This window comes from Pseudomonas paracarnis, assembly GCF_904063055.1.
In the GTDB taxonomy this organism is placed as follows: Bacteria; Pseudomonadota; Gammaproteobacteria; order Pseudomonadales; family Pseudomonadaceae; genus Aquipseudomonas; species Aquipseudomonas paracarnis.
Genome location: NZ_CAJFCN010000004.1, coordinates 316,426 through 338,241 on the forward strand (window position 1 = coordinate 316,426; position 21,816 = coordinate 338,241).

Consider the following 21,816-nt stretch of genomic DNA (forward strand, 5'->3'; position numbering starts at 1 on the left):
GGGCGCATTAGGGCGAGCGGTATGAGGCCAAGTCTTTTCCCTGCGTGCCAGGCAATTGACTCTGGCCGCCAGGCCACACGCCCTGGCAGGCAGCAACAAAACCGGCGGCAGACAGGGGCAAGACGATCAACGGGAGTGGGGCGCAGAGTGCCGACACATTAAAAAAAACCGCTTCGAGGACCCCTCCATGTCGATCAACGACCGACTCACCGCACACCTCAACCGGGGCACGGTAGGTTTTCCCACTGCGTTGGCCAGCACCATCGGCCTGATCATGGCCAGCCCAGTGATCCTCACCGCCACCATGGGTTTCGGCATCGGCGGCAGCGCCTTTGCCCTGGCGATGCTGCTCGCCGTGGTGATGATGCTGGCCCAGGCCACCACCTTCGCCGAGGCCGCGTCGATACTGCCTACCACCGGTTCGGTGTACGACTACATCAACTGTGGCATGGGTAGGTTCTTTGCGATCACCGGGACCTTGTCGGCCTACCTGATCGTGCATGTGTTCGCCGGCACCGCCGAAACTATCCTCGCCGGGGTCATGGCCCTGGTGAACTTCGAACACCTCAATACCCTGGCAGAGTCGGCCGGCGGCTCGTGGTTGCTGGGCGTCGGTTTCGTACTGGTGTTCGGCGTGCTGAATGCTTTTGGCGTCAGCGCATTTGGCCGCGCCGAGATCATCCTGACCTTCGGCATGTGGACCACCCTGATGGTGTTCGGCGTACTGGGCCTGATCGCCGCGCCGGCGGTGCAGTTGGAGGGCTGGTTCGGCGAGTCGTTGGTGGGCACCGACCTGGTTACCGTGCTGTCGCTGGTGGGCATGGCGATGTTCATGTTCGTGGGCTGCGAGTTCGTCACCCCGCTGGCGCCGGACCTGCGCCAATCGGCCAAGGTGATGCCACGGGCGATGATGCTCGGGCTGATGGGCGTGGCCACCTGCATGTTCATCTATGGCGCGGCGATGAAACGCCAGGTGGAGAACGTGGTGCTCGACGCAGCTTCGGGGGTGCACCTGTTGGACACACCCATGGCCATCCCCCGGTTTGCCGAACAGGTAATGGGGCAGATCGGCCCGTTGTGGCTGGGCATCGGTTTTCTGTTCGCTGGCGCTGCGACCATCAATACCCTGATGGCCGGCGTGCCGCGCATTCTCTACGGCATGGCAGTGGATGGCGCCCTGCCCAAGGTGTTCACCTACCTGCATCCGCGCTTCAAGACGCCGCTGTTGTGCATCCTGGTGGCCATGTTGATCCCGTGCCTGCACGCGCTGTACCTGGGCGGCAACACCGACAACATCATGCACCTGGTGCTGGCGGCGGTGTGTGCCTGGAGTTTCGCTTACCTGTTGGTGACGCTGTCGGTGGTGATCCTGCGCATTCGGCGTCCGGACTTGCCCCGCGCCTATCGCTCGCCGTGGTTCCCGCTGCCGCAGATCGTCTCCAGCATCGGCATTCTGTTGGGCATGTGGTTTATCACCCCGCCCGGCATGAACCCGGCGGACATCTACGTGCCGTTTGGCGTGATGCTCGGCGTGACGGCCACCTACGCGCTGTTCTGGACCCTGGTGGTGCAGAAGGTCAACCCCTTCAAGCCCGCCTGCGTAGAGGAGGTGTTGGCCAAGGAATTCAATCACGAACCGGGGCACGCCCATGCAAGTTATAGCGACCTTGCGGCAAAAACTGTTTGAGCTGTTTCGTGCTGACCGCGCACCCAGTGGGTATCGGCCGGGGGTGACCCTGGCCCACCTGCGGCGTGATCTGGGCCTGGCAACCCTTGAAGTGGACGGTGTGGCCTTCGAAATTGTCGAGCGCACCGAGTCGCAGTTGTTGATGCACCTGGTGCTGACCGAATATGTCCTGCGCGCTCCCGCGGCAGCGGGTGGCGCTGGCAGCTTCGAAGTGCACCATGGCGGCGCGATCCGTCGCAGCGGCATTCATGTGCGGCGCCGCTCTGGCAACCAGGCACTGGGCCGTGAGTTGCAGGCGCGTTTGCTGGCTGACAGCGCGTTGTTCCAAGCGTTAATGCCGCTGGATTTCAAGCGCCTGCGCATCGAGCTGCACGACCAGCAATGGTGCGTTCGCCTGGAGCATATGGGCGGCAGCGAGGTGGTCAACCGCATGCCGGCGTTTCGGCGCTACATTGCGCTAAGCCGTGCACAACGCGAGCATCTGCTCGCCACATTGGTCGGCCTGCACAGGGTACTGTCGAATCTCTGATTGGCACCATTAGTGCTTCTGCAAAGGGCAAACAGGTTGTTGTTGCGTGCATATAGATAACATGTTAACTATTGCGCAGAACAACAAGAATAACGCCACTGCGGAGACACCCCATGAGCATCCCACAGCATGCACCCGACGGGCTCGACAGCTGGAACCGCGAACTGCGCGCCGCGTGCGGCCACTTCGATACTCAGCTGGCTTTCAACCGGTCGCTGTTTATTGGCGAGATCCACAACCTGTCGCGTGGCCTGGCCATCCTGCGCACCAACGCCGGGCTGATCAAACGCCCGACGCACCAAGCCGACCATGACAACGACCAGGAATGTTTCCTGGTCAGCCAGCGCAGCGGCTATTCGCAAATCACCCAGAACGATCAGACCGTACAACTGGCCCCCGGCGAAATGCTGTTGATGGACTCGGTGGGCTCCATCGAAATCACCCCCTTCGGCCTGATCGAACACGCCTCGTTGTCCCTGTCGCGCAGTGCGGTGTGCAAGCACCTGGGCGGCCAGGCACGGGCCTTCGGCAAGATCTCCTCGACCAAAGCCTGCGGGCGCATGCTGCATGTGCTGATGGACCAACTGTGCAAGGACGATACCGACGAAGACGCCACGCAAGTGGAAGCGCTGCAAGCGGCCTTCGTCTCGCTGTTGGGGTCGGCGTTGGAGCAGGGCGATGAGTGTCGCGAGGGCGTTGCTGCGTTGCACGGCAATAACCTGCGCAGCTATGTACAAAAGGTCATCGATGAGTCCCTGAGCCAGCCAGGCCTGAGCCCGATCGGCCTGGCCAACCGCCTGAATATTTCGGTGCGGCATCTGTACCGTCTGTTTGAAGAACAGGACGACAGCGTCTGCCGCTATATCCAGCGCGCACGGCTCAAGCGCAGTGCGGATGACTTGACCAACCCGTTCCTGCGCAGTGAGTCGATCACCTCGATTGCGTACAAATGGGGCTTTACCGACTCGGCGCATTTCAGTCGGTCGTTCAAGAAGCAGTTCGAGGTGTCGCCCAAGGAGTTTCGTTCCAGCCGGTTGCAGGCGGTGGGGGCATAAACAGCTCCTCGTGATCGTTCCCACGCTCTGCGTGGGAACGCCGCCCCGGACGCTCCGCGTCCCGCTCCAGAAGTCGTGACGCGAAGCGTCACAGGATGCATTCCCACGCAGAGCGTGGGAACGATCGGGTTTCAGATTTCGGGCAGCGTCGCGCCACCGTCCACCACCAGCGTCTGCCCGGTGATATAGCCCGCCAGGTCAGAGGCCAGAAACACCATCGCCCCGGCAATATCCGCCGCCGCGCCCAGGCGCCCCAGCGGCACACGGCGGGCGATGCTGTCATTCACGGCCGCATCGCCCAGGTTATCCATCGCCGGAGTGGCGATCATGCCGGGCTCCACGCCGTTGACCCGCACATTCAACGGCGCCAGCTCCAGCGCGGCATTGCGGATAAACCCATTCACCCCGGCCTTGGACGCCGCATAGTGGCTCAGCCCCGGGTAACCCACCCGGTTGCCGGTGACTGAAGACGTCACCAGCACGCAGCCCCGGCCTTGCTCGCGAAACCTCGGCAACGCCGCCTGGGTCAGCCAGAACAGCGCCGACAGGTTCACCGCCAGGGTGCGCTCCAGGATCGTTGGGGTGATGTCGGCAAAGGCGGTCAGCGGAAAGTACCCGGCGTTGTGCACCAGTACATCCAGTTGCGCCAAGCCTTGGACGCAAGCAAACACCGCTTTGGCATCCGCCAGGTCAACGCCAACGGCTTCAACTTGATGCCCCTGTGCGCACAACCGGGCAGCCACGGCTTCAGCCTGTTCAAGCAGACGGTCAGCAATCACCACCCGCGCACCGCGTTGGGCAAAGGCCTGGACGATGCCCAGGCCAATGCCCTGGGCGCCGCCGGTGACCAGCACGACCTGGCCGCTGAAATCCAGGTCATTCGTCATGGGCAGGCTCCATGCGCGTAAACGCCAGCGTCGGCACGTCGACGATGCTGGCCCCACCGTCCGCCACCAACGTGGCGCCGGTAATGATCGAGGCGTCGTCGCTGGCCAGGAAGCGGCACACCTTGGCGATCTCGTCGGCACGTGCGGCGCGCCGCAGCGGGACATCGGCACACACCCGTGCATAGGCCTGCTGCAAGCTCTCGCCGTACGCCTCCATCAACGGCCGCATCTCCGCGTCGGCCATCGGCGTGTGCACCCAGCCTGGGCACACCGCGTTCACCCGCACGCCATGGGGGCCATAATCACGGGCCAGCGAGCGGTTGAGCCCGAGCAGCGCATGCTTGGCGGTGGTGTAGCCACACACCTCGGGGCCTGCCGCCAATGAGGCGATGGAACCAATCAGCACCATGTTCCCGGCGCTTTCCTGCAACAGCGGCAGGCAGGCGCGGGCGCTGTAGAACGCACTGTCGAGGTTGCTGCGCAGCGCGCCTTCCCAGGTGGCCGGGCTGGTCTGGGTCGCGCTGCCTAGCCCGTGGCCACCGGCACAGGCCAGCAGCACATCGAGGCGCCCGAAGTGGCTGCGGATTTGCTGGATAAAGCCGTCCCAGGTGTCCGGGCAGGCGGCATCGCCCACCAGGATCAGCCCGCCGGTGTCCTGCGCCACCTGTTCCAGGGGCTCACGACGCCGACCGATCAGCACCAGCCGTGCGCCTTCCTGTGCGTACAAGCGTGCGCAGGCAGCGCCGATGCCGGTGCCGGCCCCGGTGATCACCACCGTGCGCGGCTCAGTCACGGGGATACTCCGTGCGGTTGAGCACCTGGCAATAGGAACTGATCGGGAAGTTCGACAACGCGTCGAAGGACGCCCCGGCATAGCCGAAGATCTTGCCGTCGCTGCGGTGCTGTTGCAGGTCGATCAGCACCAGGCCGAGGGTCGGTACGATCTTCTCCTGCCACACGAACAGGTACAGCTGTTCGGCGATCTTGTAGTAATGGCAGCGGTCGGTGTCGCACAAGCCTTTCTCCACGCCCTCAAGGCATTGCCAGGCGTAGAACCGAGGGTTGAGGTAGATGTGTTCGTAGACCTCGCTGGGGCTGTAGCGATAGTGGTTGCGCAGGCCGACCAACTCGTCGGTGGGGGCGTGCAGGCAGTGGCCATCCTGCCACGGCCGGTCGAGGCTGCCGTGGAGGAAGTCGACCTGTACCGAGGTCAGCGGTTTGCCGGCCAGGGCACGGTGGTAGAGGCCTTCGTGGGTCTCTGCTGGTTCCGGCATACGGCCAATCACCGCGGTAAAGGAGGCATTTGGTGTGTCCAGCACCAGGCTGATCGACCAGCTTTGCCCGGCCTCGTGCTTGATAAAGTCCACCAGGTACAGGCCCGGGCGAATCGAGCTGGCGCGGTAGGCGGCGCTGCCGCTGGAGTGGCCATCGGCGGCGTGCCAGGCCAGGCGTTCCTGTTCGAAGCGGTGTTCGATCTGCCAGCCATTGGCAAAGTGCAGGGTGAAGGTCTGGCCGGCCAGGTCGGCCAGGTTCGGCAGGATGAAGGCCTCAGGTGCAAACCCCTCAGCCAGGGCGCCCACGGTGATCCAGTCAGATGAATTCGACATGGCAACCCCTCCCTTACACGACGGCGAAGTAGTGTTTGACGAAACTCTCGCTGACCACTTCCCACAGCACGGGCGTGCCCTTGGTCACGAACCAGCTGTCACCGGCTTTGTAGCGGGTGGATTGGCCGGTGGACTCGTCGGTCAGCACCACTTCACCGGTGACTATCGTGGCCTGTTCGGCGAACGGGTAAACCATGCGGAACTTGCCCTGGGTCGTGCCGAAGTACGCACTGCTGACCGCATCGGTGGGCGCGCCAAAGGTCATCTTGCCGAAGGCGCGGACGTCGCCTTCAAGGATTTGCGAGCCGAGGTCGGCCACGGTGCCCCAGGCGTCGAGTTCCGACAGCTGGACGTTGTGTTTCAGGGCGGTAAGAGGCATGGCAGTGGTTCCTGTGAGTGAGAAAAGAGGGTTAGCGGCGCCCATTCCAGTAGCCGGAAAGTTGGTGCCAGGATTTGCCCGCCGTCAGCAGCAGGGGGCGAATCGCGTCCTTGCCGATGATGGTGGGGCGGTGAATCGAGCTGACCAGGTCATAACGCGCCGAGCCTTCGCTCATGCCTTCGGCCAGTACCTTGCAGATGATGTGACTGGGCGTGACGCCAAAGCCGGAATAGCCCTGCACGAAAAACGCATTGCTGCGCCCCGGCAAGGTGCCCACTTGCGGGAACAGGTTCGGGCTGCACGCCATCGGGCCGCCCCAGGCCAAGTCGATTTTCACGTCCTTGAGGTAGGGGAAAATCTTCAGCATCAGGTGACGGTTCCAGGCTTTCAGGTCGTCGGGAATGTGCTCCACCAGGGGCGTCGCGGCGCCGAACAGCAGGCGGTTTTCGTTAGTCACGCGGTAGTAGTCGATCACCGGGCGGATATCGCTGTAGGCCCCACGGATCGGGCTGATGCGCTGGATCAACTCCTCGGACAACGGCTCGGTCATCATCTGGAACGCGTAGGTGTTGATGGTCGAGCGGTGCAGTTCTGGCTCCAGCTTGTTGAGAAAGCTGTCACAGGCCCACAGCAACTTGCTGGCGCGTACCGAACCGCGACCGGTGCGCACGGTGATGCGCTCGCCGTAGCTGACTTCCAGCGCCGGGCTGTTCTCGAAGATCTTCACGCCATGGCTGGCCAGTGCGGTAGCTTCGCCCAGCAGCAGGTTCAGCGAGTGCACATGCCCGCCACCCATGTGCAACAGGGCGCTGGTGTAGGCGGTGGAGCCGATGATCTGCTGCACATCGGAGCCGCCGAGAAAGCGGATTTCGTGCTGGCTGTTGATCGACTTGAACTCTTTCTCCCAGGCGCGCAGGGTTTTTTCCTGGCGGGCGTTGAAGCCCATATAGCCGTAGCCGTGGCAAAAGTCCGCGTCGATGTTGTACTTGGCGATGCGGTTCTTGATGATGTCGGCGCCCAGGTCGCTGATCTCGAACACTTGGCGCAGGCCGTCTTCGCCCACGTCCTTCTTGATCTTCTCCAGGTCATGGCCGATGCCTGCCATGATCTGCCCACCGTTGCGGCCCGTGCCGCCAAAGCCCAGGTAGCGCGCTTCGAGCACCACAATGTTGGTGATGCCTTTTTCCGCCAGCTCAAGGGCCGTGTTGATCCCGGAAAAGCCGCCACCGATGACCACGACGTCTGCGTCGATATCCTGTTCCAGGGTGGGGAAGCTGAGGTTGTATTTCTTGGTGGCGGTGTAGTACGTGGGGGTTTCGATGTTGATCATGGCGCAGCCTGAGAAAGTGAAGGAAGGCGCTAAAGCGGATGCCTCCATTAGGGCCCCTGGCGGGCTGGAAGTCTTGATCCTGCGTGCCCGGTTTTTTGATTCAGCGCGCCACGGGCGAGGGCACCTACAAGTTATAGCGCGCTCGCCGGCCGGGAATGTTAGAGTTTCGTTAAACTATTAACTAAATACTTCGTGACCCTGAGCCCTATGTCCACACCTCGACAATCCCTGACCCTGGCCTTGCTGCAAGCGCGCGAGGCCGCGATGAGTTTTTTCCGTCCATCCCTGAATGAACACGGCCTGACCGAACAGCAATGGCGCATCATCCGCATCCTTGAACAGCATGGTGAGTTGGAGATCTACCAACTGGCGGAACTGGCCTGCATCCTCAAGCCGAGCATGACCGGCGTGCTGGTGCGCATGGAAGCGGCCGGCATGGTGCACCGGCGCAAGGCCGAACAGGACCAGCGCCGGGTGCTGATTACCCTGGCGGACAAGGGCAAAGCGAGTTTTGAGTCCATGAGCCAGTGCATGGAGGCCAACTACCAGCGCTTGCAGGATCAGTTTGGCGAAGAGAAATTCCAGACCTTGTTGGGGTTGCTGGATGACTTGAAGAACATCAAGCGCTGACCTAGTGACTGAACCACCACCGGTCAACGGTGGGAGCAGGCAAGCCAGCTCCCACATGGATTTCAGTAGACACCACCGGTATTGGCAGCCACAGGCACGTCTTTGAACTTCCCGGCCAGGCTTTGCAGGCCCCGCATCAACACCGTGGTGTCGACCCCCACCGCCACGAACGTCGCCCCCAACTCGATATAGCGTCGTGCGAGATTTTCATCTGCACTGAGAATCCCTGCGGCCTTACCCGCCTTGACGATACGCACGATGGCGTCCTCAATCGCCGCCTGTACCTGCGGATGCCCCGGGTTACCCCGATGGCCCATGGACGCGCTCAAATCTGCCGGGCCGATAAACACACCGTCCACGCCTTCGACGGCGGCAATGGCGTCCAGATTGGCCAGGCCCTCGGCATTCTCAATCTGCACCAGCAGGCACATCTGCGCGTCGGCCTGGTCGAGGTAATCGGCGATGCTGTTCCAGCGCGAGGCGCGGGCCAGGGCGCTGCCGACCCCGCGAATACCCTGGGGCGGGTAGCGCAGGGCGCGCACCCGTTCTTGGGCCTGGGCAGCGTTTTCGACCATGGGCACCAGCAGCGTCTGGGCGCCGATATCCAGCAGTTGTTTGATCAGCGCCGTGTCGCCGATCACCGGGCGAATCAACGCCTGGCTGGGGTAGGGCGCGATGGCCTGTAATTGCGCGAGCATCCCCGGCAGGTGGTTGGGCGCATGTTCGCCGTCGATCAGCAGCCAGTCGAAACCGGCGTTGGCCGCCAGTTCCGCGCAGTAGGCGTTGGCAAGGCCGAGCCACAGGCCGATCTGTACCTCGCGGTTGTGCAGGCGTTGCTTGAAGCGGTTGACAGGCATGTCCATGAAAGCACTCCTGGGTTCAGACGAAGCGGCAGGCAATCGAGCCGAGCAGGTCGTAGTCGACGTGGAAGGTATCGCCAGGGCGGGCCGCCACGGGGCGGGTAAACGAGCCGCCGAGAATCACCTGGCCGGGCAGCAGGGTGACGTCATAGGGCGCCAGCTTGTTGGCCAGCCACGCCACGCCTTTGGCCGGGTGGTTGAGCACCGCCGCCGACACCCCGGACTCTTCGATCACGCCATTGCGATACAACACCGCCGGCACCTTGCGCAGGTCGATCTCGGTGGGGCGCACGGCGCGGCCGCCGAGGACCACACCGGCGTTGGCGGCGTTGTCGGAGATGGTGTCGAACACCTTGCGGGTGGCGTTGGTATGCGGGTCGACCTGCTGGATGCGGGCGTCGATGATTTCCAGCGCCGGGATCACCCATTCGGTGGCGTCGAGCACATCGAACACCGTGCAGTTGGGGCCTTTGAGCGGCTTGCCGAGGATGAAAGCCAGTTCCACCTCCACCCGCGGCACGATGAAACGCTCGAAGGGAATGTCGCTGCCTTCGTCGAAAAACATGTCGTCGAGCAGGGCACCGTAATCGGGTTCGGTGATATTCGACGACACCTGCATGGCCCGTGACGTGAGGCCGATCTTGTGGCCCTTGAGCGTGCGCCCGTCCTTGATCTTCTGCGCAACCCATTCACGCTGGATGGCGTAGGCGTCGTCGATCGTCATATCGGGGTAGTCGAGGGAAAACTGGCGCACCTGTTCGCGGCTGCGTTCGGCGCGGTCCAGGTGGGCGGCGGCCGCAAGGATTTGCTGGGAGTCGAGCATGGCAACGGTCTCTAGTGTGGGTTGACGATGGCGGCCTGGGTGCGCAGCACCAGCAAGCCACCGAGGGCGATAAACAGCGCGAGTACGTACAGGGCCAGGCTGGCGCTCTGGGTGGCGTCGCGCATCCAGCCGATCAGGTAGGGCGCGAGGAACGCCGCGATGCTGCCGAACGAGCTGATCATGGCGATGCCCGTCGCCTGGGTGGTGTGGGAGAGAAACGCCGGTGGCAGTTGCCAGAACATCGGCAGCGCGGCACTGGCGCCCATGCCGGCGACCAACAGCCCGCCCATCACCAGCAGCGCATTGGCGGGCGCCAGGCCCGCCACGGCGATGCCGAGCGCCGCCATCAGCAATGGCACGCACAGGTGCCAGCGGCGCTCGCGGTGGCGGTCGGACGAGCGCCCACAGCCGAGCATAAAGAAGCAACCGGCCAGGTACGGCACGGCGCTGAGCAAGCCGACCTGGCTGTCGCGGCCGATGCCGGCGCCGTGGATCAGGGTGGGCATCCAGAACGCCAGGGTGTTGACCGCCAGCATCACCGCAAAGTACACGGCCACCAGCAGCCACACCTGCGGGTCACGCAGGATGCCGCCGAACGAGGTGATGGTCTTGCGCTGTTCCTCGTTGCTCAGTTGGGTGCGCAGTTGCTGTTTTTGCTCGGCAGTCAGCCAGTGCACCGACTCGAAACTGTCCGGCAACCACTTGAGCACCACCAGTCCCAGCAGCACCACGGGCGCGCCTTCGATCAGGAACATCCACTGCCAGCCGCGCAGGCTGCCGACATCATGGAAGTTCTCCAGGATCGCCCCGGAAATCGGCCCGCCCAACACCCCGGCCATAGGCACGGCAATGGCAAACAAGGCGGTGACCTGGGCGCGACGGCGCGCCGGGTACCAGCGGTTCAGGAATACCAGGATCCCCGGAAAAAACCCGGCCTCGGCCACCCCCAGTAGAAAGCGCAGCACGTAGAACCCGCGCGCGCTCTCCACCCACAACATGCCGGTGGAGAGCAGGCCCCACACCACCATCAGGCAGGCGATCCAGCGCCGTGGCCCGACGCGGTCCAGGGCAATGTTGCTGGGCACGCCGAACAGTGCATAGGCGATGAAGAACAGACCGGCGCCAAAGCCATACACGGTGTCGCTGAAGTGCAGGTCGCTGCTCATCTGCATCTTGGCAAAGCCGATGTTGATGCGGTCCAGATGGGCGAACAGGTAACACACCAGCAACAAGGGCATCAGGCGCCAGGTCACCAAACGATGGGTGCGGTCGTGCTCGGCAAGCCGCAGGCTTGCAGTGGAATGGGCTGTGCTCATGATGGTGTTCTTCTTGTAGTTGTAGGAGCCGGGGTCGTTTCAGCTCGCCGCGTTGTTCAGGAACGCGTGCACATTGTTCTGCTTGAAGTTGAGCTGCGGGTGCAGCTCGATCATCTCGAACGACAACGCGAGCAAGCGCTGTGCCTGCAGCTCGGCGAAGTGCGCGATGATCACCGCGAACACCGCTTGGGCGACGGCCTCGCGCGTGGTCAGGTCGCGGCCATGGCCGACCTTGAGGGTCATGTGCACAAAGGCATAGTCATGCTTGCCGTCGGCCATGCGCCAGGTGTCCAGGCGTACGCCGCGACTGCGAATGCCGCCCAGCGGAAACACACCGCTGTCGCCCAGCACGCGGTGGACTTTTTCAAACAGGCCGGGCAAGTCGGCCTGCTGTTCGAGGTTGTCGGTGTACTCAGCGATAAAGTGCGGCATGGGGCTCTCCCAGGGTTAAAGCGGGAAAATCGCGTTGATCTGGCCGGTGCCCGAACTGCCGAACGGCGGCGTGATGATCTCGGCCGGCTTGGCATAGTCCGGCCCACCCAGCAGGCCCAGGAGCATGGCGGTGTCGTGCATCTTGCCTTCGCCAAAACAGTGTTCGGCGTAGTCGGGCAACATGGCGCAGAACTCCTTGAAGCGGCCTTGCTTCCACATTTGCACGACATGCAGGTCCACCTGCTTGTCGAATTCGCGGGTCCAGTTGTGGATATTCGCCTCAGCCTCGCGGTCGTCCGAGAACCGATGGGACAGCGAGCCGGACGCCAGCACCAGTACCTTGCGATCGCTCTTTTCAATCGCCCGGCGCACGGCGGCGCCGAAGGCAAAACTGTCTTCCAGGCGATGCCAGGCGCACCAGGCAGCGATGGAAATGACTTTGAATTTTTCTGCGTCGGGCACGCCCATATGCATGTAGCGCATGGGCACCAGGGTGCCGTATTCCAGCTCCAGGCTCGGGATGTTGTGTGCCATGCTGCGCACGCCAGCCAGGTTGGCTTCGGCGGCGATCAGCTCGCCCAGCTCGGGGCAACCGGGGTAGGCGTAGTCCATGTTCTTGATGAAGTGCGGCAGTTCGTTGCTGGTGTAGGTGCCCTGGAACTGTTCGCCGCAGTTGACGTGGTAGCCGCTGTTGACCAGCCAGTGCACGTCGAACACCACCGCGGTGTCGGCCCCCAGTTCGCGGGCGCGCCGGCCGATTTCCTTGTGCCCGGCAATCGCCGCTTCGCGACAGCCGTGATGTTTGCCGGGCAGTTCCGACAGGTACATCGACGGTACGTGGCAGATCTTCGCTGCCAGAACCACTTCGCCCATGATGACTCTCCTGAATAATTATTCTTGTATGGCCTGTGAGGTCCCTGTGGGGGCTGGCTTGCCTGCGATGGCATCGGCTCGGTACGGCTGAAGGACCGCGGTGCCTGCATCGCGGGCAAGCCCGGCTCCCGCAGGAGGCTTGTTTGAGCCTGGGCTACACGCCCCAGCGCGGAATGTGATGACTGCCCATGGAAATACACACGTTCTTGATCTCGGCAAACACTTCGAAGCTGTACTGGCCGCCTTCACGCCCGGTGCCCGAGCCTTTGACCCCGCCGAACGGCTGGCGCAAATCCCGTACGTTCTGGCTGTTGATAAATACCATGCCCGCTTCGATACCGCGCGCCAGGCGGTGGGCCTTGCCGATGTCCTGGGTCCAGATGTAGGAGGCCAGCCCGTATTCGGTGTCGTTGGCCAATTGCAGTGCCTCGGCTTCATCCTTGAACGGAATCAGGCACACCACCGGCCCGAAGATTTCCTCCTGGGCGATGCGCATCCGGTTATTCACGTCGGCAAACACCGTCGGCTGGATAAACTGGCCGCGGCTCAGGTGCGCCGGCAGGTTGGCAGGACGCTCCAGGCCACCGGCCAGCAGCGTGGCGCCTTCCTCCAGACCGATCTTGATATAGCCGGTGACCTTGTCGTAATGGGCCTGGGTGATCATCGAGCCGACCTGGGTCTTCGGGTCCTGGGGGTCGCCCACGATCAGGCGCTTGGCCCGCGCCGCGAATTCGGCGACAAATTGCGGGTAGACGCTTTCCTGGATAAAGATCCGGCTGCCAGCGGTGCAACGCTCGCCGTTGAGGGAGAAGATCGTGAAGAGTGCGGCGTCGAGGGCGCGTTCCAGGTCGGCGTCTTCGAAAATCAGCACCGGCGACTTGCCCCCCAGTTCCATGGAGTACTTTTTCAGGCCGGCGCTCTGCATGATTTTCTTACCGGTGGCGGTGCCGCCGGTAAAGGAAATCGCCCGCACGTCCGGGTGGCGCACCAGTGCATCACCGGCGGTGGCGCCGTAGCCCTGGATCACATTGAGCACGCCATTGGGAATCCCGGCTTCCACCGCCAGGCGCCCCAGTTCATTGGCGGTCAGCGGCGACAGTTCCGACATCTTCAACACCGCCGTATTGCCCAGCGCCAGGCACGGCGCGGTCTTCCAGGTTGCGGTCATGAACGGCACGTTCCAGGGCGACACCAGTCCGCACACGCCCACTGGCTGGTACAGGGTGTAATTGAGCATCTGGTCGTCCACCGGGTAGGTGTGGCCGTCCATGCGGGTGCAGACTTCAGCGAAGAAATCGAAGTTGTGCGAGGCACGCGGGATCAACACATTCTTGGTCTGGTGGATCGGCAGGCCGGTGTCCAGGGTCTCCAGCTCGGCCAGGTGTGGCACGTTCTGTTCGATCAGCTCGCCCAGCTTGCGCATCAAGCGCGCGCGCTCTTTGGCCGGCGTATTGGCCCACTTGGGGAACGCGGCCTTGGCCGCCGCCACGGCCTGCGCGACTTCTTCGGCACCGCCGCTGGCCACTTCACCGATGGCCTCGCCGGTGGCCGGGTTGTAGTTGATAAAGGTGTCTTTGCTTTCGACCTCACGGCCGTTGATCCAGTGTTTGATCATGGTGCTCAAGCCTCTTTGCGCGCGGAGAAAAACTCCGTTTCACTGACAATACGGTTGACCAGGCGGCCCACGCCTTCGACTTCCACCACCACTTCATCCCCCGGTACCACATCGGCCAGGCCCTCGGGCGTGCCGGTGGCGATCATGTCGCCCGGTTGCAGGGTCATGAAGCTGGACAGGTATTCGATGAGGTAGGGGATATCGAAAATCATGTCTTTTGTGCTGCCTTCCTGGCGCAGTTCGCCGTTGATCCAGGTGCGCAATTTCAGGTTGCCTGGGTCGGGCACATCGGCCACGTCGACGATCCATGGGCCGACCGGGGTGGTGGCGTCGCGGTTTTTCACGCGTAGGTTGGGGCGGTAGTAATTCTCGAGGTAGTCGCGGATCGCGTAGTCGTTGCACACCGTGTAACCGGCCAGGTAGTCCAGGGCGTCGGCGCGTTTGACGTTGCGCGCGGTCTTGCCAATCACCGCCACCAGCTCGCACTCGTAGTGCATGTAGGCGATGTTGTCCGGGCGCCAGGTGACTTGGCGGTGGCCGGTGTAGGTGCCCACCGATTTGATGAATGCCAGCGGTTCGGTCGGCGGCGTAAAGGCCAGTTCGGCGGCGTGGTCGGCGTAGTTCAAACCCAGGGCGAACATGTTGCCGGTGGCGGGTGGTAGCCATTGCACCTGGTCTTCGGCCAGCAACCGCCCATCCTCCAGGCGCACGCTGCAGTCGGCTTGCACCAATACGTTGTGGGTTGCACCTTCAAAGCGGATACGTGCGCGTTTCATGCCGATGCCTCTGCTGCAATGGTGTTGCTCAGTCGGCCTATGCCGGTGATGTCGACCTCAACCTGGTCGCCTGGCTGCACATCCACGCGGCCTTGCGGAGTGCCGGTGATCAGCACATCGCCGGGGTACAGGGTCATGAACTCGCTGATCTCGGCGATCAATTGCGGGATGTCGCGTACCCAATGGGCGGTAGAGCTTTCCTGGCGCAGCTCGCCATTGACGAACAGCTTGAGGCTCAGTTGATTGGGGTTGGCCACTTGATCCCGCGCAACCAGCCGTGGGCCCAGGGCGCAAAACCCATCGCGGCATTTAGCTTTGACGGCAGGGCGGTAGTAGCTGTCTTCCGGCAGGCTGAATTCATTCACCACCACATACCCGGCCACATGGGCCATGGCGTTCTCCGGGCTGACACGGCTGGCGCGCTGGCCGATCACCACGCCCAGCGCCGGGCCCGGTTGCAGGCGCTCGCCGTGCGGGTGTAACACCACGCCGTCGTGCCCATTGCGCGTGTTGGGGGTTTTGATAAACAGCACCGGCTTGGTCGGTGGCTGCTGGTAGGGCGCCTGCTGGAAGGCGGCGAGATGCTGGTCCAGCAGGCCTTGGTAGTTCAGCGCAACGCCGAACAGGGTGCCGCTGGCAACATCATGCAGGGTACGACTCATGCGTTTCTCCTGGCGGTGACGACGGCTGCACAGGCCGTTCGTTAAGTTGTTAACGTTATAATTAATATGTTAACTACCGTCAAGCGTGGCACACTGCGCTGGCCTCACAACAACAAGAAGAGAGCCCCGTGAAGCCGATTCCCAACATCAACATCGGGCAGGTCTACGACCAGCGCTACAGCGACGCCGAGGTGCATTACGACAAGCTCGGCAACCTGGCAGGTTTTTTCGGGCGCAATATGGCCGTGCATCGCCATGACCGGTTTTTCCAGGTGCATTACGTCAAGAGTGGCGCGGTGCGGGTATATCTGGATGACCACCAATACGTTGAATCGGGGCCGATGTTTTTTCTCACGCCGCCCACGGTGGCCCACGCTTTTGTCACCGAGGCCGATGCCGACGGGCATGTGTTGACGGTGCGCCAGCAACTGGTGTGGAGCTTGATCGACGCCGACCCCAGCCTTGCTTGCGGTGCCGCATGTGTGGCCTTGACTGGCGACGCCGAGGGTCTGGAGCCACTCTTCGAGGCGCTGTGCAGTGAGATCAACGCCGAACGGGCAGGGCGCGCCGCCGCCCTCGACAGCCTCACAAGGCTGATCATGATCCGCCTGCTGCGCCTGTGCGCCCACGCCCAGCCCGCACGTCCGACAGCCCATGAAGACCTGCGTATCTTCCATCGCTTCAACGAACTGATCGAAGCCCACTATCTGGAACATTGGCCGTTGGCGCGTTATGCCCAAGGTATTGGCGTGACCCAGGCGCGGCTCAATGAAGTGTGCCGGCGCATCGCCGACCTGCCCTCCAAGCGCCTGATCCTTGAACGGCTGATGCAGGAGGCCAAGCGCCTGCTGTTGTTTACCGGCAGTTCCGCGAATGAAATCTGCTACCAACTGGGGTTCAAGGACCCAGCGTATTTCAGTCGGTTTTTCTTGCGGTACGCGCAGATGACGCCGGGGGAATATCGGGTGCGTCAGTCGGCGATACGCTGAGGATTGTTCGGAGAAAAAGCGCAACGCTGAGGAATTTTCTGATAGCGGTTCGTTGAACGAGAAGGATGTTGTTACCTGTCTGGCAGGAACTTTTCCGACCGCCTGGCCACGCATGAGTACTTGTTCAGTGCAGGCTTTCGGCAGCGGCGGTGAGCAAGTAGCGCCTGATAGTTTTCGCTTGTCCTCCTTCAATTAAATGAGACTTCCTACAATGCTCACGCACACTCAGCCTGCTTACTCACCTGCGCACTCAACGTTTACACAGCCTGATAAAACCCTTGATCAACCCGTTACAGATCGACCCAATCCCTTGGGTCAATCACCGGCACATTATCCGATTGGCCCAAGCGTTAACTCAAACCGTGACGCAGAGCTGGGGGAGCTGTTGAGGTTGTTGGGTACATTAGTCGTGGCACTTAAAACATGGATGAGCAGGGAGAATGAGGCGCCGAAACCCCAGCCACCCGTTGTGGCTTACCCAACCCCTGTTGTGAGTTCGCCGCATAGACCACTGATGAATACGCAGACTGCACCTGACACCGTGCCAACCGTTAAAAGTGTATGGAAAGAACAATTGGCGCCCTTCATGAACCGGCCGAACCTCGCCAAGACCCGTAGCGCGTTTGATACCGAACTCGCTGAGATGTTTTCAGATAAAAACTATGAGCCAATCACTACGTTTATGTCTGAAAAACCCAAAGGGCAAAAGCCTGACGACCTGCGCAATGGGTTGCGTGCCACGTATGAGAACTTTCCTTACCTGGGCATCTTGGGCCGAGAGGAGCACGTGGCCGCGATCAAGGTTGTCATGGCTACATTCGGGCAAAGCCCTATCGGGATTTTCAAGCACGTCGTCAAACATGGCGACCACTATGACGTGACGATGCGAGACGGCTTCAAGCTGATAATCACCGTTGAAGAACTTGAACTGGCGGCCAGGGCGGCAAAGTTCAGTGGCGGCGATGAAGGCATGGTCAAGGATGCGCAATTTCTGTTTGGCGTGATGAGCAAGCGCCAGCACATTGAACTGGCGCGCGAGAGGGCCGCGGACCGTTTCTTCAGCCACTATGAAAAAGACAGCGCGTACCATGCCGAGGCTAGTTATCCGGGTGTACTGGTGGGGGCCGGAGGCGGCATCGACGGTGACACGGCGCTGTCCTATCTGGGGCTGAAAGAACATATGCAGGTCATCGAGGCCAGTGCTTTGGGGGCGCAGGTCGGGGTGCCGTTGGACAAGGGCGGGAGAAACAAGAACGGCGTGATTATTGAGGGCGTGATGGAGGGCCAGTTATACAACACGCCGGTTTCACCGTCATTGAAGGTAGTCACCCTTCGCGGGTAATTTGAAGTGTTCGGTAAGTGTCAGGAGGTTATCCAACATGTTAGTGTCTTGCGTTAATGCTGTTGCTCTTGGTCATGCCAGGGCGAGCGATGCTGTAACTTCTCCAGTTGTTGTGTCTTCTTCCAATCCGCCTGCGCCAGCCAGCGAAGCCAAACAACTGAGTAGCCTGGTAGGCGAGTTGGAACGTCTGTTGGCCACGTTATCCGCTCGGTTGAACCCCGACGTTGATTCAGTACCTTTGCCTGCGAGTGTCACCGATAACCGCACCGTCAATCGTGACGAATTCTTGAAAGGTACGCCTGCGAATACGGGCATCAAGCCCACTGATATTTTCAAAAGCTTTTACCAATTGACCGAAGGTAATTGCGTGACGATATCCGCCATTAAGGCCGTGATGATGAGATTCGGCCATAACCCTTACGGTATTTACAAATCCATCGTGGTCACCGACACCGGCTATCGTATTGTCACGCGCGATGGGTTCAAGCTGCACATCACCCATGACGAACTGAAGCAGGCCACGGCCGGCGCCAACTTCGGCTCCGACCGGCCCAACGATGTTCTGGTCAATGCACACTTTCTATATGCCGTCAGTGCCAAACGCGCCTACCTCGAAAATAATGACGGGGAGGCTAATAAGAGTTTTGCCGCAGCCATACGCAGCCTCAATGATGGCGAGTATCCGGGACAGGCCTTGCGTCGCCTGGGCTTGAAAGACTTCGTGGCGCCCGCGACCCTCCAGGACTTCCTGAACGGCGCTATCGGCACGGTCACCAGCGGCTTTCATTCGATGGCCGTGGTGGGCGGCTTCCTGGACAAATACGGGCACAAACAACCACTGGAAAGCGGCGATGCAAACCGGCGTGCCGCGGTTGGGCTCAAGTTACTCTAACGTCGTGTGTTTATCAGGCGCCCACCATCCATTTGGCCAGGCCATGCCGGCCGCTCACGCCCAGCTTGGCGGCTGCGCGCTTGAGGTAGGTCTCGATCGAGCTGTTTTTGACACTGAGTTTCTCCGCGATTTGCGGCACGGTACCGCCGGTCAGCAGACCGAGGCACACTTCCTGTTCCCGCGCCGAAAGGGTGATGTCGCTCAAAGACAAGCGTTTGTAGAATTCACGCTTCAACTGCGATTGTTCCAGCAGGGTATGGGCCGGCTCAGTTTCGGCGCGTGGAGCCTGGCGCAGGCTCTGGGCGTGCCGCTCCATCAACGGCAACAGTGTGTCCGACAGGCGCTTGAGAAACGACAACTCAGCCAGGGAAAACCCCTGCTGGGTCGGCGGACGGTAGAACGAAATCACACAACGTCGATTGCCCTGGCGCGATACCAGGTTGCATTGGTGGGAAGTGCCGCGCGGATGCGCGCTGTTGGCCTTGGCGTTCATCTGGATCAGCAGCGGGTCTTGCATGTGCAGCATCTGCCGCAACAGCGGGTGGTCGTTCAGCGCATGCAAGGTCTGGGGCACCGACAAATCCTTTTTCACCCCGGCGCTGCCTAGTAACTTGATGCCCAGCACGCGGTCGCGCAGTTCATCCAGGGTCCATTCGCTGAGGTCTACCAGGTGAATCGGTACCCACTTGCCCACCAACTGCAACATCGTGGCGGCGAAATGTTCGTCGCCGCTGTTTGAAATCAACTCGCCCATTTCGGCATAGAAAAAATGCGGGCCGCAGGTGCCGCCAATACTGGGGGTCAGACTCATAGCCATCTCATCCTTGATGTCGAAAACCGTCAACGGTTGCCCAGGGCCTGTGCAGGGCGTTCCGTACTGCTTGAACGTAACTCGGCGTTCGAAATTTCATTTAGCCATGGGGCTTTGTCCTACGTATGTAGCGGGAACGAGGGACACAAGCTGCCATAAAAACTGCGCCATTAAACCGACGTTTCTCATGAGTTGAGCCGGCTACGTACAGGCGTAAGTTATTTTTAGTTTTGCTTAACTTACTGAAAATAATTAGGAAAATAGAAAAAACAGGAGGTATCAAAAACGCCACTATCGATCAGATGTAGCCAATCTCCTACAGCGCTTTAATCATTTCAGCCATGCACCGTCGGCCAAGGCCTATCCCTCCGTTTGAATGTCCGGGTTTCGGGTGACAGCCCCCCCGGCGGCCATGCTCCCATCCGGCAACTTCGGCGTAATGAGCCACCTCTGCGCGGCGAGTGCCTGACCCCCCATGAGAAGGATCTTATGCAGCATTCCTCCAGCCTGCCGGCCCGCTTCTCCCTCACTGGCGCCCAACAAGACATTTGGCTCGACCAACTGCGCGTGGGCGAGTCACAATCCTGGCCCGGCGTGGTCTCGACACCCTGGCGGGGTTGTTGGCGATCCTCAAGTCCGAGGCCTGCTACGTGCCGCTGGACCCGGCCCATCCCGCCGAACGCCTGGAGTATCTGCTGCACGATAGCGCACCGGTTGCCATCCTGACCCAGCAGAACCAGGGACACGGCTGGCTGGCCCTTTACAAACCATGACAAAAGGCCAGCAAGCACAGTGCCTCAACGTATCCCCGGAACAAACGCCACACTCCCTCCCTCACGCGCCCTGAACAACCGCTCCCCATTATCCGGCTGGGTCGTCACCACCTGATGATCCACCCCCAGGAACGCCAACGGCGTCGGCTCGTCCTTGGAATACTGCGTGACGATAATCGTGCGTTGCGGATCAAACCCCTGGCCGCTGGTTTTTTCCAACCAGGCCATGAACGCGACGCTGTTGCCCTGGCGCGGGAAGTCCTGGCTTTCGCTGACGTAGTAGAAAGGTTTACCGTGGTTTTGCAGGTACATGGGCAGCTTGTTGTCGACCTCTACCAGCACCAGTTGCCATTGGTTCCAGGGCGCGCTTTTCTCCGCCTGGGCTTGCAGGTCGGCGGCGAAGCGGGTAACGCCGCCGTTGCCATTTGTCCAAGGGTAGATCACGCCCAGCACCAGCAAGAGCAGGCCTGCGCTGAGGCCAAAGCCTGTTTGCCAGCGCAGCCAGCTCATCGGTTTTTTGCGCAGGCGTTCACTCAGCCACCAGGCGGCGAGCAGTTGGGCAAAGGGTACCAGCGGCAACACGTAGTAGCTGCGGCGGCTGCCGCTGGCGGTGAAGAATACAAACAACAGGCCCAGGCCCCACACCAGCCAGCGTACGTTGGGCGGCGCTCTGCGCCAGTTGCGCACGGCCAGCCACAGGCCAAGTATCCAGCAGGGTGCCCAGGGCAGGGTGTAGACCGGCAGGTAAATCAGGTAGGTGTAGATCGGCCCCATATGGTCGAAGGGGTCGAAGAAACGCACCACGTTTTCGCGGAACACCAGCTCCAGGCCGCTCTCGCCGTAAGTGGGGGCGCCGTAGCGGTGGGACAGTACAAAGGGAATCGCATACACCACGCCGGCGATGAGCAGGGCCAGCACTAGGCGCAGGTTGAGGTGGCGTTTGTAGCGGTGTTCGCTGAGCAAGTGTGGCAACAGCATCAGCGCCGGCAGCACCACACCGATCAAACCCTTGAACAGCGAGGTGGCGGCCAGCAACAGGAAAAACACCGTGTAGCGCCCCAGCCGCGTGTCATCCGGCCCACGCCAATACCACCACACCGCTGCCAGTACGCCACACACGGTGAGTACATCGGCGGTGGCCACGCGAGCCCAGAACAGGAAATAGAAGGTGGTGGCGAGCATCCACCCGGCAATCAGCCCGGTGCCTTTGCGAAACAGGCGTTCACCGATCAGGTACACCAGCCAGATGCTCAACCATGCGGCAAGCACCGATGACAGGCGCAGCGACCACGGGCCGAGGCCGCCCAGCAGGTGGGCAAACCCGGTAATCAGCCAATAGGAGGGCAGGGGTTTGTCGTAATACGGCGTGCCTTTGAGGTATGGGTCGAAGTAGTCACCGCTTTGCAGCATCTGCAAGGCGATATTCGCCCAGCGCGTTTCCGGCCCCCACAGGTCGCGGCTGCCCAGGCCCAGCAAGAGCAGCAAGGCCGAGGTGCCCAGCAGTAACACCAGGGCGCCGCGTTCGGTTTTCCAGAAGCTCATGGGGTG

Annotated in this window: 22 protein-coding genes and 1 pseudogene; 8 read left to right on the top strand and 15 right to left on the bottom strand. The window is 61.6% G+C overall.

The window, feature by feature from the left end; genetic code table 11:
- Nucleotides 1-187: 187 nt before the first annotated feature.
- From JMV15_RS11410 to feaR, 3 genes are all read left to right on the top strand, one after another.
- Nucleotides 188-1,687 (top strand): APC family permease, encoded by a 1,500-nt coding sequence (locus JMV15_RS11410; protein WP_032901975.1) that lies wholly within the window; start codon nucleotides 188-190, stop codon nucleotides 1,685-1,687.
- Nucleotides 1,650-2,216, top strand: a complete 567-nt coding sequence (locus JMV15_RS11415; protein ID WP_014719085.1) for a DUF3156 family protein — start codon at nucleotides 1,650-1,652, stop codon at nucleotides 2,214-2,216. The genes JMV15_RS11410 and JMV15_RS11415 overlap by 38 nt, the downstream gene beginning before the upstream one ends.
- A gap of 113 nt (nucleotides 2,217-2,329) precedes the next feature.
- Complete coding sequence (gene feaR / locus JMV15_RS11420) at nucleotides 2,330-3,271, top strand: transcriptional regulator FeaR (protein WP_014719084.1); 942 nt, start codon at nucleotides 2,330-2,332, stop codon at nucleotides 3,269-3,271.
- A gap of 131 nt (nucleotides 3,272-3,402) precedes the next feature.
- On the opposite strand, the gene JMV15_RS11425 is transcribed toward feaR, so the two are convergent.
- From JMV15_RS11425 to JMV15_RS11445, 5 genes are read right to left on the bottom strand one after another with little or no spacing between them, the layout of a single operon-like run.
- Entirely contained in the window at nucleotides 3,403-4,158 is a 756-nt protein-coding gene (locus tag JMV15_RS11425; protein ID WP_014719083.1) for an SDR family oxidoreductase, read from the bottom strand.
- Complete coding sequence (locus JMV15_RS11430) at nucleotides 4,148-4,951, bottom strand: SDR family NAD(P)-dependent oxidoreductase (RefSeq protein WP_014719082.1); 804 nt, start codon at nucleotides 4,949-4,951, stop codon at nucleotides 4,148-4,150. Before JMV15_RS11430 ends, JMV15_RS11425 begins: the two co-directional genes overlap by 11 nt.
- A complete protein-coding gene (locus JMV15_RS11435) occupies nucleotides 4,944-5,765 on the bottom strand; it encodes a molybdenum cofactor biosynthesis F family protein (RefSeq protein WP_014719081.1) in 822 nt (273 codons plus the stop codon). The genes JMV15_RS11430 and JMV15_RS11435 overlap by 8 nt, the downstream gene beginning before the upstream one ends.
- 13 nt (nucleotides 5,766-5,778) lie before the next feature.
- Nucleotides 5,779-6,144: a cupin domain-containing protein gene (locus JMV15_RS11440; protein ID WP_014719080.1), complete on the bottom strand. Its 366-nt coding sequence runs from the start codon at nucleotides 6,142-6,144 to the stop codon at nucleotides 5,779-5,781.
- Between the two features lie 31 nt (nucleotides 6,145-6,175).
- Entirely contained in the window at nucleotides 6,176-7,474 is a 1,299-nt protein-coding gene (locus JMV15_RS11445; protein WP_038450648.1) for an NAD(P)/FAD-dependent oxidoreductase, read from the bottom strand.
- Between the two features lie 207 nt (nucleotides 7,475-7,681).
- Between JMV15_RS11445 and hpaR the strand changes: the two genes are divergently transcribed.
- Nucleotides 7,682-8,104 (top strand): homoprotocatechuate degradation operon regulator HpaR, encoded by a 423-nt coding sequence (hpaR, locus tag JMV15_RS11450; protein WP_014719078.1) that lies wholly within the window; start codon nucleotides 7,682-7,684, stop codon nucleotides 8,102-8,104.
- Between the two features lie 62 nt (nucleotides 8,105-8,166).
- On the opposite strand, the gene hpaI is transcribed toward hpaR, so the two are convergent.
- The 8 genes from hpaI to JMV15_RS11490 all read right to left on the bottom strand — a co-directional run bounded on the left by hpaI (nucleotide 8,167) and on the right by JMV15_RS11490 (nucleotide 15,461).
- Nucleotides 8,167-8,967: a 4-hydroxy-2-oxoheptanedioate aldolase gene (gene hpaI / locus JMV15_RS11455; RefSeq protein WP_014719077.1), complete on the bottom strand. Its 801-nt coding sequence runs from the start codon at nucleotides 8,965-8,967 to the stop codon at nucleotides 8,167-8,169.
- Nucleotides 8,968-8,983: 16 nt separating this feature from the next.
- Complete coding sequence (hpaH, locus tag JMV15_RS11460) at nucleotides 8,984-9,787, bottom strand: 2-oxo-hept-4-ene-1,7-dioate hydratase (protein WP_014719076.1); 804 nt, start codon at nucleotides 9,785-9,787, stop codon at nucleotides 8,984-8,986.
- Between the two features lie 11 nt (nucleotides 9,788-9,798).
- Nucleotides 9,799-11,103, bottom strand: coding sequence for an MFS transporter (locus tag JMV15_RS11465; RefSeq protein ID WP_014719075.1), 1,305 nt, complete (start codon nucleotides 11,101-11,103; stop codon nucleotides 9,799-9,801).
- A gap of 39 nt (nucleotides 11,104-11,142) precedes the next feature.
- The gene (locus JMV15_RS11470) at nucleotides 11,143-11,535 is read right to left on the bottom strand and encodes a tautomerase family protein (RefSeq protein WP_014719074.1); all 393 of its coding nucleotides are present in this window, start codon (nucleotides 11,533-11,535) and stop codon (nucleotides 11,143-11,145) included.
- A gap of 15 nt (nucleotides 11,536-11,550) precedes the next feature.
- A complete protein-coding gene (gene hpaD / locus JMV15_RS11475) occupies nucleotides 11,551-12,408 on the bottom strand; it encodes a 3,4-dihydroxyphenylacetate 2,3-dioxygenase (protein WP_014719073.1) in 858 nt (285 codons plus the stop codon).
- A 154-nt stretch (nucleotides 12,409-12,562) separates the two neighbouring features.
- A complete protein-coding gene (gene hpaE, locus JMV15_RS11480) occupies nucleotides 12,563-14,023 on the bottom strand; it encodes a 5-carboxymethyl-2-hydroxymuconate semialdehyde dehydrogenase (protein ID WP_014719072.1) in 1,461 nt (486 codons plus the stop codon).
- A gap of 5 nt (nucleotides 14,024-14,028) precedes the next feature.
- Nucleotides 14,029-14,799 carry a fumarylacetoacetate hydrolase family protein gene (locus tag JMV15_RS11485; RefSeq protein WP_014719071.1) on the bottom strand — a complete coding sequence of 257 codons (771 nt, stop codon included), beginning with the start codon at nucleotides 14,797-14,799 and terminating at the stop codon, nucleotides 14,029-14,031.
- Complete coding sequence (locus JMV15_RS11490) at nucleotides 14,796-15,461, bottom strand: fumarylacetoacetate hydrolase family protein (protein ID WP_014719070.1); 666 nt, start codon at nucleotides 15,459-15,461, stop codon at nucleotides 14,796-14,798. The genes JMV15_RS11485 and JMV15_RS11490 overlap by 4 nt, the downstream gene beginning before the upstream one ends.
- Nucleotides 15,462-15,589: 128 nt before the next feature.
- Here JMV15_RS11490 and hpaA point away from each other — a divergent pair, with 128 nt between their 5' ends.
- The 3 genes from hpaA (at nucleotide 15,590) to JMV15_RS11505 (ending at nucleotide 18,684) form a co-directional block, all read left to right on the top strand.
- Complete coding sequence (hpaA, locus tag JMV15_RS11495) at nucleotides 15,590-16,450, top strand: 4-hydroxyphenylacetate catabolism regulatory protein HpaA (RefSeq protein WP_014719069.1); 861 nt, start codon at nucleotides 15,590-15,592, stop codon at nucleotides 16,448-16,450.
- 514 nt (nucleotides 16,451-16,964) lie between these two features.
- Nucleotides 16,965-17,792, top strand: coding sequence for a type III secretion protein (locus tag JMV15_RS11500; RefSeq protein WP_224796950.1), 828 nt, complete (start codon nucleotides 16,965-16,967; stop codon nucleotides 17,790-17,792).
- A gap of 37 nt (nucleotides 17,793-17,829) precedes the next feature.
- Complete coding sequence (locus JMV15_RS11505) at nucleotides 17,830-18,684, top strand: hypothetical protein (protein ID WP_230957575.1); 855 nt, start codon at nucleotides 17,830-17,832, stop codon at nucleotides 18,682-18,684.
- A gap of 13 nt (nucleotides 18,685-18,697) precedes the next feature.
- Here JMV15_RS11505 and JMV15_RS11510 read toward each other — a convergent pair whose 3' ends face one another.
- The gene (locus tag JMV15_RS11510; protein WP_038450645.1) at nucleotides 18,698-19,495 is read right to left on the bottom strand and encodes a helix-turn-helix transcriptional regulator; all 798 of its coding nucleotides are present in this window, start codon (nucleotides 19,493-19,495) and stop codon (nucleotides 18,698-18,700) included.
- Between the two features lie 572 nt (nucleotides 19,496-20,067).
- Here JMV15_RS11510 and JMV15_RS11515 point away from each other — a divergent pair.
- Nucleotides 20,068-20,232: pseudogene (locus JMV15_RS11515) on the top strand (AMP-binding protein); the annotation flags it as partial.
- 60 nt (nucleotides 20,233-20,292) lie between these two features.
- On the opposite strand, the gene JMV15_RS11520 reads toward JMV15_RS11515, so the two are convergent.
- Nucleotides 20,293-21,810, bottom strand: a complete 1,518-nt coding sequence (locus JMV15_RS11520; protein ID WP_038450643.1) for an ArnT family glycosyltransferase — start codon at nucleotides 21,808-21,810, stop codon at nucleotides 20,293-20,295.
- Nucleotides 21,811-21,816 lie beyond the last annotated feature (6 nt).

What these genes read in the sequence shown, in the direction of transcription:
- hpaE (WP_014719072.1), bottom strand. Translation starts at nt 14,023, where the DNA reads ATGATCAAACACTGGATCAACGGCCGTGAGGTCGAAAGCAAAGACACC.
- hpaI (WP_014719077.1), bottom strand. Translation starts at nt 8,967, where the DNA reads ATGGACATGCCTGTCAACCGCTTCAAGCAACGCCTGCACAACCGCGAG.
- JMV15_RS11520 (WP_038450643.1), bottom strand. Translation starts at nt 21,810, where the DNA reads ATGAGCTTCTGGAAAACCGAACGCGGCGCCCTGGTGTTACTGCTGGGC.
- JMV15_RS11490 (WP_014719070.1), bottom strand. Translation starts at nt 15,461, where the DNA reads ATGAGTCGTACCCTGCATGATGTTGCCAGCGGCACCCTGTTCGGCGTT.
- hpaR (WP_014719078.1), top strand. Translation starts at nt 7,682, where the DNA reads ATGTCCACACCTCGACAATCCCTGACCCTGGCCTTGCTGCAAGCGCGC.
- JMV15_RS11505 (WP_230957575.1), top strand. Translation starts at nt 17,830, where the DNA reads ATGTTAGTGTCTTGCGTTAATGCTGTTGCTCTTGGTCATGCCAGGGCG.
- JMV15_RS11440 (WP_014719080.1), bottom strand. Translation starts at nt 6,144, where the DNA reads ATGCCTCTTACCGCCCTGAAACACAACGTCCAGCTGTCGGAACTCGAC.
- JMV15_RS11485 (WP_014719071.1), bottom strand. Translation starts at nt 14,799, where the DNA reads ATGAAACGCGCACGTATCCGCTTTGAAGGTGCAACCCACAACGTATTG.
- JMV15_RS11470 (WP_014719074.1), bottom strand. Translation starts at nt 11,535, where the DNA reads ATGCCGCACTTTATCGCTGAGTACACCGACAACCTCGAACAGCAGGCC.
- JMV15_RS11425 (WP_014719083.1), bottom strand. Translation starts at nt 4,158, where the DNA reads ATGACGAATGACCTGGATTTCAGCGGCCAGGTCGTGCTGGTCACCGGC.
- JMV15_RS11415 (WP_014719085.1), top strand. Translation starts at nt 1,650, where the DNA reads ATGCAAGTTATAGCGACCTTGCGGCAAAAACTGTTTGAGCTGTTTCGT.
- JMV15_RS11445 (WP_038450648.1), bottom strand. Translation starts at nt 7,474, where the DNA reads ATGATCAACATCGAAACCCCCACGTACTACACCGCCACCAAGAAATAC.
- JMV15_RS11465 (WP_014719075.1), bottom strand. Translation starts at nt 11,103, where the DNA reads ATGAGCACAGCCCATTCCACTGCAAGCCTGCGGCTTGCCGAGCACGAC.
- hpaH (WP_014719076.1), bottom strand. Translation starts at nt 9,787, where the DNA reads ATGCTCGACTCCCAGCAAATCCTTGCGGCCGCCGCCCACCTGGACCGC.
- JMV15_RS11410 (WP_032901975.1), top strand. Translation starts at nt 188, where the DNA reads ATGTCGATCAACGACCGACTCACCGCACACCTCAACCGGGGCACGGTA.
- JMV15_RS11510 (WP_038450645.1), bottom strand. Translation starts at nt 19,495, where the DNA reads ATGAGTCTGACCCCCAGTATTGGCGGCACCTGCGGCCCGCATTTTTTC.
- JMV15_RS11435 (WP_014719081.1), bottom strand. Translation starts at nt 5,765, where the DNA reads ATGTCGAATTCATCTGACTGGATCACCGTGGGCGCCCTGGCTGAGGGG.
- hpaD (WP_014719073.1), bottom strand. Translation starts at nt 12,408, where the DNA reads ATGGGCGAAGTGGTTCTGGCAGCGAAGATCTGCCACGTACCGTCGATG.
- feaR (WP_014719084.1), top strand. Translation starts at nt 2,330, where the DNA reads ATGAGCATCCCACAGCATGCACCCGACGGGCTCGACAGCTGGAACCGC.
- JMV15_RS11500 (WP_224796950.1), top strand. Translation starts at nt 16,965, where the DNA reads ATGAATACGCAGACTGCACCTGACACCGTGCCAACCGTTAAAAGTGTA.